The sequence below is a fragment of the Ralstonia pickettii genome, from assembly GCF_001699815.1.
GTDB classification, from domain to species: Bacteria; Pseudomonadota; Gammaproteobacteria; order Burkholderiales; family Burkholderiaceae; genus Ralstonia; species Ralstonia thomasii.
The window spans coordinates 1-7,697 of sequence record NZ_MCGB01000017.1 but is presented as its reverse complement, the minus strand read 5'-3'; the positions used below and the strand labels follow the sequence as shown (position 1 = coordinate 7,697).

Sequence of the window (7,697 nt, the reverse complement as noted above, 5' to 3'; positions counted from 1 at the left end):
CGTTGTCGACCATGGTGTCGCCCGGCACGGCGATGCCTCGGCTGGGATTCTGCATTGGCACGCGGGGTTCGTCACTGGGGGTGATCACATTGACGCCTTCCTCTTGGGAAGGTAAGTCGGGCTTTTGTGTTGCAAGTACCTGCGCTTCTTGCCCATGGGCCTGAGACGGTGTGCCGTGTGGCGTCTGCGGCATGCCTGGCGTGGGCGCCTCAGACGTGTGGGCGCCTGCAAGCCGCACGGTGAGCAATAAGGCTGCGGCAACCAAACGCAGCCGTCCCTTCACTCCTGGCAACATGACGCGCTCCTTTGTCCAAGGGTCAGGCCACAACCACCTTGCGGAACATACCGGCTTCCATGTGGTACAGCAGATGACAATGAAATGCCCACTGGCCCGGGGCATCCGCAGTTACGAGGAAACTGATCTGCTTGGATGGTTGAACGTTGATGGTGTGCTTACGGACGAGCGCTTGACGCTCCGTGTTTTCAAGCTCGCTGAACATCCCGTGCAGGTGCATAGGGTGATTCATCATGGTGTCATTAACGAGAGTGATCCGCAGCCGTTCGCCGTAGTACAGACGGATCGGCTCGGCCTCCGAGAACCTTTTGCCATCGAATCCCCAGATGAACCGTCGCATGTTGCCGGTCAGATGCAACACGATCTCGCGGCCCGGAGGCCGATCGTCATAGGGCTGGCCCAGCGTTCGCAAGTCTGCGTAGGTCAAAACCCTCCGGCCATTTTGGCGCAATCTCGGCCCAGGGTCTGCGAGCGACTTGGAAGGGTTCATCGACCGCATGTCGACTTCGGGGCCGCCGTGCATACCCAGCATCGTCATTGGGTGGGAATGCTCGGGCTTACCATCGTGGGACATCGACATGGAGGGTTTCATGCCGGCCATGCCTTCATCGCCGGACTGCAGTCGCATGCCTGGCATGGCGTCGGCCGCGGTTTCGCCCCCCGCCTGCATAGAGTGGCCGAGGGGGGAATGGATGCCGTTGTCCTGAGTTTCCATCGTTTCATTGGGTGGCCCGCTGGTCATAGACATTCCGTTCATGTTCATGTCCATGCCCATGTCAGCCATGGTCAGCCAGGTTTTGGGGTCCATAATAGGAATCGCGGCCCGCATGCCGTGCTTCGGCGCGAGGGTGGCACGTGCATATCCGCTGCGGTCCATCGCCTGTGCAAATATGGTGTATGCCTCATTCCGGGGCATCTGCACCAACACATCGTAGGTCTCCGCTACACCAATCCGAAACTCGTCGACGTTCACGGGTTCGACATCTTGTCCGTCCGCCGCACAAACTCGCATGGTCAGGCCCGGGATGCGAACATCAAACGTTGTGGTGGCCGATCCATTGATGAAGCGCAAACGTACGTATTCGCCTGCCTCCGCGATAGCTGTCCAGTTAGTGAAGGGTGTGGCGCCATTGACCAAGTAGCAGTAGGTTGCAGCAGAGACATCGGCGAGGTCCGTGGGATTCATGCGCATCTGGTTCCACATACGCCGTCGAGCCAGTGCTTTTGAGAGGCCCGCCGCCCTGACGTCGGCCACAAAATCAGTGACCGTCGGTAATTGGAAATTGTAAAAATCACTCGACTGCTTCAAGTGAAGGAAGACGTTTTCAGGATCTTCGTCAGTCCAATCACTCAGCATAACGACGTAGTCCCTGTCGCTAGGTATGGGGGCCGGCCTTTGTGGCTCGATCACCAATGGGCCATAGAGGCCGAGTTGCTCCTGAAAGCGGGTGTGGCTGTGGTACCAGTATGTACCGGCCTGTCGGACCTTGAATTTGTAGACGAAGGTCTGGTGAGCAGGAATGCCGGGAAAGGACACGCCAGGCACGCCATCCATGGCAAACGGAACGAGGATGCCATGCCAGTGGATCGAAGTTTGCGTGGCCAGTGTGTTGGTGACCCGCAGCGTTACCTCGGAACCTTGTTTCCAACGCAGGATGGGCGCAGGAATTGATCCGTTTACCGTAAGCGCGTACCGTAAATGCCCCGTGAAATTGACGGGTGTGCGCCCAATTGTCAGAGCGAATTCGGTTCCGGACAGGTCAGTTGAACGATCCTGGCTTTGCAGCCCCGAAGCAGGCGTGCCGATACCGGCCCCCGTTGCCGCCAAGCCCGCCCCAGCCATTTGGCGTAGAAATTTGCGCCGCAGCGCCAAGTCGATTGAAGTGTTGTCGCCCACGATCCTTGCTCCCGTTGGAAGGTTGTGCCCCTGCGTCACGAACGCGAGGAGGACCTCCATAGCAATCCCCGGGGAGTCGTTCAGCATGAGACAGTCGTTCAGCATGAGACGTGCCCGGAATTCGCATGGACCTGCACCGCAGACCAAGCTCGTGGCCACAGAAGCACGTCCCTTGTGAATCCATTGATACCGTCATTGCGGACCGTTGTCCTCGGGGTGGTTGATCGCTATGCTGACCACGACACTGCCACGTGCCAGTTTTTTCCAACAGGATGCCGAGCATGAGCCGCCAGCACAGCCACAGAGAAGCCGCCTCCCCGCGACAAAGCGCCGATACGGCGCACGACCACAATGAGCCCACGCAACCCCACGCACACCACTGCAATGTGCATGGTCACCATGCTCACTCGGCAGGCGCGCCGCGGGCTGTCCCGGGCGACGAGGCAAGTGTTTCACCACCGGCATCCGCGTCCACGATTTACACCTGTCCAATGCATCCTGAGATCCGCCAGGATCATCCCGGCACGTGTCCTAAATGCGGCATGACGCTGGAGCCGATCATGCCGGCGGGGGAGGAGGAAGAGAATGCGGAGCTCATGGATTTCCGGCGACGCTTCTGGATAAGCTTGCCATTGACCGCGATGGTCTTTGTGCTGGCCATGGCTGGATATCGTCTCATTCCCCTAAATCCAGCATGGAAGAACTGGCTCGAGTTGGTGCTTGCCACGCCGGCCGTGCTTTGGGCTGGCTTGCCATTCTTCGAGCGCTGTGTGCAATCCTTCTTGCACCGCAGCCCGAACATGTGGACGCTTATCGGGCTGGGGACGAGCGCGGCCTATCTCTATAGCGTAGTCGCGACAGTCGCACCGGACGTATTCCCCTCGACCTTCGCGGCGAGCGGCCGGGTGGAAGTGTATTTTGAAGCGGCAGCCGTAATCATTTCGCTGACCCTGCTGGGGCAAATGCTCGAGCTGAAGGCCCGCTCACAGACATCGGCCGCCATCAAGTCCCTACTGGGCCTTGCCCCCAAAACAGCCAGGCGCATCGACGCGGACGGCAGTGAAGAAGATGTTCCGATTGCCCATGTCCATGTGGGCGATTTGCTGCGTGTGCGGCCCGGTGAAAAGGTGCCCGTGGATGGTGTCGTGGTCGAGGGCGCGAGCGCGCTCGACGAGTCGATGATCACCGGTGAGCCGATTCCAGTCTCCAAACGCGCGGGTGACCACGTCATCGGTGCAACCCTGAACACCTCGGGTGCGCTTGTGGTCCGGTCCGAGAAAGTGGGCGCGCAGACCGTTTTGTCGCAGATCGTGCAAATGGTCGCGCAAGCGCAGCGCTCCAAGGCGCCGATGCAGCGAATGGCGGACAAGGTGGCAGGCGTCTTCGTCATCGGCGTGGTCGCCATCGCTGTCATGACGCTCGTCGCCTGGGGGATCTGGGGCCCCCAGCCAAGCTGGGCCCACGGCTTGATCAACGCGGTTGCTGTGCTGATCATCGCGTGCCCGTGCGCGCTCGGGCTGGCCACACCCATGTCCATCATGGTGGCCAGCGGCAAAGGGGCCGAACACGGCATTCTTTTTCGGGATGCCGCAGCAATCGAGAACCTGCGCAAGGTCGACACGCTTATTGTGGACAAGACAGGCACGTTGACCGAAGGGCGCCCCTCATTCGATCGGGCCATTGGCCTCAATGGATTTTCCGACATGGACGTCTTGCGCTTGGCGGCCAGTCTGGACCAAGGTAGTGAGCACCCCTTGGCCGCTGCGATCGTGGCGCAAGCGCGCGAACAGGGGCTCGCGCTCGAGCGGCCGGAAGATTTTGAATCCGCGTCAGGGATCGGCGTGAGAGGACACGTCGCTGGGCGAAGCCTGGCGCTCGGCAACACCTCGCTGATGCAGGCGCACGCGGTTGCTGTCGATGCCGCCTCCACCGAGGCAGACGCCATGCGAGCCCGAGGCGCCAGTGTGATGTACCTGGCGGTCGATGGGGTCCTTGCTGGCCTGCTGTCGGTTTCCGATCGCGTGAAGACGACAACACCGCAGGCCCTGACCCAACTCAGAGCCGATGGGCTTCGGATCGTGATGGCTACCGGCGACGGAAACGTGACCGCCCAATCCGTCGCAAAACAACTTGGCATTGTTGAGTTTCGCGGCGAGGTCAAGCCTGCGGATAAGCTGGCGTTGGTCGCCACACTTCAAGAACGAGGCTTGGTTGTAGCGATGGCAGGCGACGGCATCAATGATGCACCGGCGCTCGCCAAAGCCGACGTGGGTATTGCGATGGGTACCGGTACCGATGTCGCGATGAACAGCGCCCAGGTTACCCTCGTGAAAGGCGACCTGCGGGGCATTGCCCGTGCCCGCGCCTTATCCGAGGCAACGATTGCCAACATGAAGCAAAACCTCGGCTTCGCCTTCCTTTACAACGCACTGGGTGTGCCATTGGCTGCCGGCGTGCTCTATCCTTTTACCGGACTTCTGTTATCACCCATGATTGCCGCATTGGCGATGAGCTTGAGTTCGGCATCGGTGGTCGCCAATGCGCTGCGACTCCGTGCGACCCGACTCTGATCCCAGCATTCGCCGCTTCACGAGGCTATTGCGAACAATTCTCATTCTCCCTTACAATCTCCTTATTTCGGAAGGGGAGTCAAATGCAAGGTGCTACAAAAAGCACGCATTGGGGGAAGGTTTGGCTTGCTGGGGCGCTTGCCTGGCTGTGTTCCACAACTGCGCTTGCCGGCGAATCGCCGTTCGGGTGGATTTACACGGCCGACGTTATGCCCAAAGGCCGCTTCGAATTCGAGCACCAGTCTTTCCTGCAGCGGGGCCAGTCCCAAGGATCCTATAGCGGATTGCTCAACCGCGAAGAAGTCGAGTACGGCGTGACGGACAAATTCCAATTGGCCGGCTATTTCAACTGGAGCTACGTGAACGCCAATCGGAATGGTCTTGATGGCACCACGCGTGGGCCGCTGACAGATCTCGGTCCCAATGACGATCCGACTGGGCGTTACCGCAAGACTCGCTTCGAGACTGTTTCACTCGAAGCGATCTACCAACTCATGAACCCAGTGACTGATCCGATCGGCTTGGCACTGTACATCGAGCCAGAACTGGGGCCCCGTGAGCGCGATCTCGAATGGCGCATCATCTTGCAGAAGAACTGGTTGGATGATCGGCTCATTTTTGCCGCCAATATTCTCGGTGCCCATGAGCGCGACAAAACCGCCATGGGTGATATTGAGCGTGCTTCCATGCTTGATCTGACCGCCGGCGTGTCCTATCGCTTGACCGACAACCTGAGCCTGGGCATGGAGGCGCGCAACCATCGTGAATTCCAGGGGTATCGCTATAACCGTCGTGATCACTCCGCGTGGTTTCTTGGCCCCAATTTGCACTACGCCACCAAACACTGGTGGGTAACGGCCGCGTGGCGCCACCAATTGCCCGTAGTCAAAACCTACAACGAGGACCAGGCGGACGTAGTGGCAGGCAACCGTATCTTCGGTGACGAGCATGCGCGCAACGAGTTCATGGTCAAGGTGGGGTTCCCATTTTGAAGCGCGTCCATTGATACGGAGACAGACATGAAGTGGACTCCCATGGCGGCAGTGCCGCTTGCGGTGCTGGTCGTGCCCGTCCAAGCGACGGAATACCTGACAGTTCAACAGGCTCAGGCGCAGATGTTTCCTGGCGCGAGTTTTCAGGCCGTGCCTCTCCAGATTACGGACCAGATTCGCGAAACATTGAACGAGCGCTCCGGGGTACACGAGCCATTCAATGACAAGGGGGTCTGGAAAGTGTCGACTGGCGGCTGGTTCATCGTGGATCGCGTGGTGGGCAAGCATGAAAAAATCACGTATGCCGTGGCGCTCGACGCCAAGGGAGCCGTGCGCGCCGTCGATATCCTGACGTACCAGGAAACGTATGGCTATGAGGTGCGCAATGCCGACTGGCGTGCCCAGTTTGTTGGTAAGACCGCGCAGGATGCTGTGCAGCTTGGTAAAGACATCCGTAACATCAGTGGCGCGACGCTCTCATGCAAACACATCACCCAGGGAGTCAAGCGGGTGCTGGCTGTGTATGACCTCTTACTAGCCAAGATGTGATTCGTCGCTCCAAACCGCTATTGGGGACTTTCGTTGAAGTTCGCATTGACGATGTGTATCCCCAGGACTGCGCTCACTTGGCAGAAACCGCCATCGCAGCGGCGTTCTCCGTAATCGAGCAAGCCGAGGCGTTGATGAGCTTCCAGCGCTCGGATAGCGACTTGTCACGTCTGCATGCGGCGTCGGTAGGCGAAGCGGTCCGCGTTCACCCTTGGACCATGCGTGTGCTGCGCGAGGCCCAGCGCATGCACGAGCGTACCGGCGGCGTGTTCGACCCCACCGTGGCCCGCATGTTGGTGGCACACAAAATTTTGCCCCGCCCAGCGGGGCCGACGGCGGAAGTCGACGTGCGGTTTGCGGATGTAGTGATGCTCGATGAAAATCGCATTAGTAAGCGGCGCGCACTATGGTTGGATCTCGGTGGCATCGCCAAAGGCTTTGCCGTCGACATGGCCGTCCTGAGTTTACGGCACCACGGCATCCGCAGTGGTGCCGTTTCGGCTGGAGGGGATCTGCGCGTCTTTGGCAAGCATGCACAGCCCATCCACGTACGCAGTGCCAACGCGCCCGGTCGGCTAGAACTACTCGGTCGGCTCACCAACGGGGCCGTGGCCACCAGCGGTCACTATTTCGCAGAAAGCTTCGGACTGCCCCCTGGTACAGCATCCATCCGGTCGCAACAAGCGCCGATGGAAGCGCCTTGCGCAGAGCGAACGGTCACCGTCATTGCCCCCCGCTGTATCTGGGCGGACGCACTGACCAAGGTCGCCATGCTTGCCGGTACGACGGCGCCCGCCACGGTCCGCGCGCTATCAAGCTATCACGCACACGTTGTTGCATCATGACGCAATCCTCGCATCGACATCCCCTGAAAGGGACAGGCATTCGTCTGCATCCGTATCACTATTGGGTTGCTCTCGCCGTATTGCTAGCGGTAGCGGTGTCTGGGCTGATATGGACGGTTTTGCACGATTTGCTTCAATGGGAGGACGCACCGATCGTCCGCCAGATTCTGCAGTTGCATGGCGCCTTTGCGTTCTGCAGCCTGATTCTCTTGGGTTCCATGCTGCCGCAACACATTCGCTTCGCGTGGGTTGCGCGCCGAAACCTCGTGACCGGTACGTTGACGGGAATCGTGTTCTTGTTGCTGACCATCACCGCTTATGGGCTGTATTACGGGCCCGAAGATTGGAGTGGTCTTACGAAGACTGTGCACCTTGTTCTGGGCATTGCTGCTGTTGCGGCCGTGCCCCTCCACATGTTCATTGGACGGAAGCGACACAACGGCTACCGTGCCCCCGCGAGCAAGAATGTACGGCACGAAAAAACCTGAAGCGAATCGACGAGGCAATCGTACAAGCCTGCGCAGCAAACCGCTCGGCGCGCGGGAAAGA

Annotated in this window: 6 protein-coding genes and 1 pseudogene; 5 read left to right on the top strand and 2 right to left on the bottom strand. The window is 59.6% G+C overall.

Annotated elements, in window-relative coordinates; all coding sequences use genetic code 11:
- Both BEK68_RS25905 and BEK68_RS02215 read right to left on the bottom strand, forming a co-directional pair.
- A pseudogene (locus tag BEK68_RS25905) lies at positions 1-295 on the bottom strand (copper resistance protein B); the annotation flags it as partial.
- Positions 296-317: 22 nt separating this feature from the next.
- Positions 318-2,297, bottom strand: coding sequence for a copper resistance system multicopper oxidase (locus BEK68_RS02215; protein ID WP_004635283.1), 1,980 nt, complete (start codon positions 2,295-2,297; stop codon positions 318-320).
- Positions 2,298-2,473: 176 nt separating this feature from the next.
- Here BEK68_RS02215 and BEK68_RS02210 point away from each other — a divergent pair, with 176 nt between their 5' ends.
- The 5 genes from BEK68_RS02210 to BEK68_RS02190 all read left to right on the top strand — a co-directional run bounded on the left by BEK68_RS02210 (position 2,474) and on the right by BEK68_RS02190 (position 7,636).
- On the top strand, positions 2,474-4,762 hold the full coding sequence (locus tag BEK68_RS02210; protein WP_012435844.1) for a copper-transporting P-type ATPase: 2,289 nt from the start codon (positions 2,474-2,476) through the stop codon (positions 4,760-4,762).
- Positions 4,763-4,845: 83 nt separating this feature from the next.
- On the top strand, positions 4,846-5,754 hold the full coding sequence (locus BEK68_RS02205; protein ID WP_004635287.1) for a DUF6662 family protein: 909 nt from the start codon (positions 4,846-4,848) through the stop codon (positions 5,752-5,754).
- Between the two features lie 27 nt (positions 5,755-5,781).
- Positions 5,782-6,303, top strand: coding sequence for an FMN-binding protein (locus BEK68_RS02200; RefSeq protein WP_004635288.1), 522 nt, complete (start codon positions 5,782-5,784; stop codon positions 6,301-6,303).
- Entirely contained in the window at positions 6,300-7,148 is an 849-nt protein-coding gene (locus BEK68_RS02195) for an FAD:protein FMN transferase (RefSeq protein WP_065851553.1), read from the top strand. The genes BEK68_RS02200 and BEK68_RS02195 overlap by 4 nt, the downstream gene beginning before the upstream one ends.
- Positions 7,145-7,636, top strand: coding sequence for a hypothetical protein (locus BEK68_RS02190; RefSeq protein WP_004635293.1), 492 nt, complete (start codon positions 7,145-7,147; stop codon positions 7,634-7,636). The genes BEK68_RS02195 and BEK68_RS02190 overlap by 4 nt, the downstream gene beginning before the upstream one ends.
- The last annotated feature ends 61 nt before the right edge of the window (positions 7,637-7,697 follow it).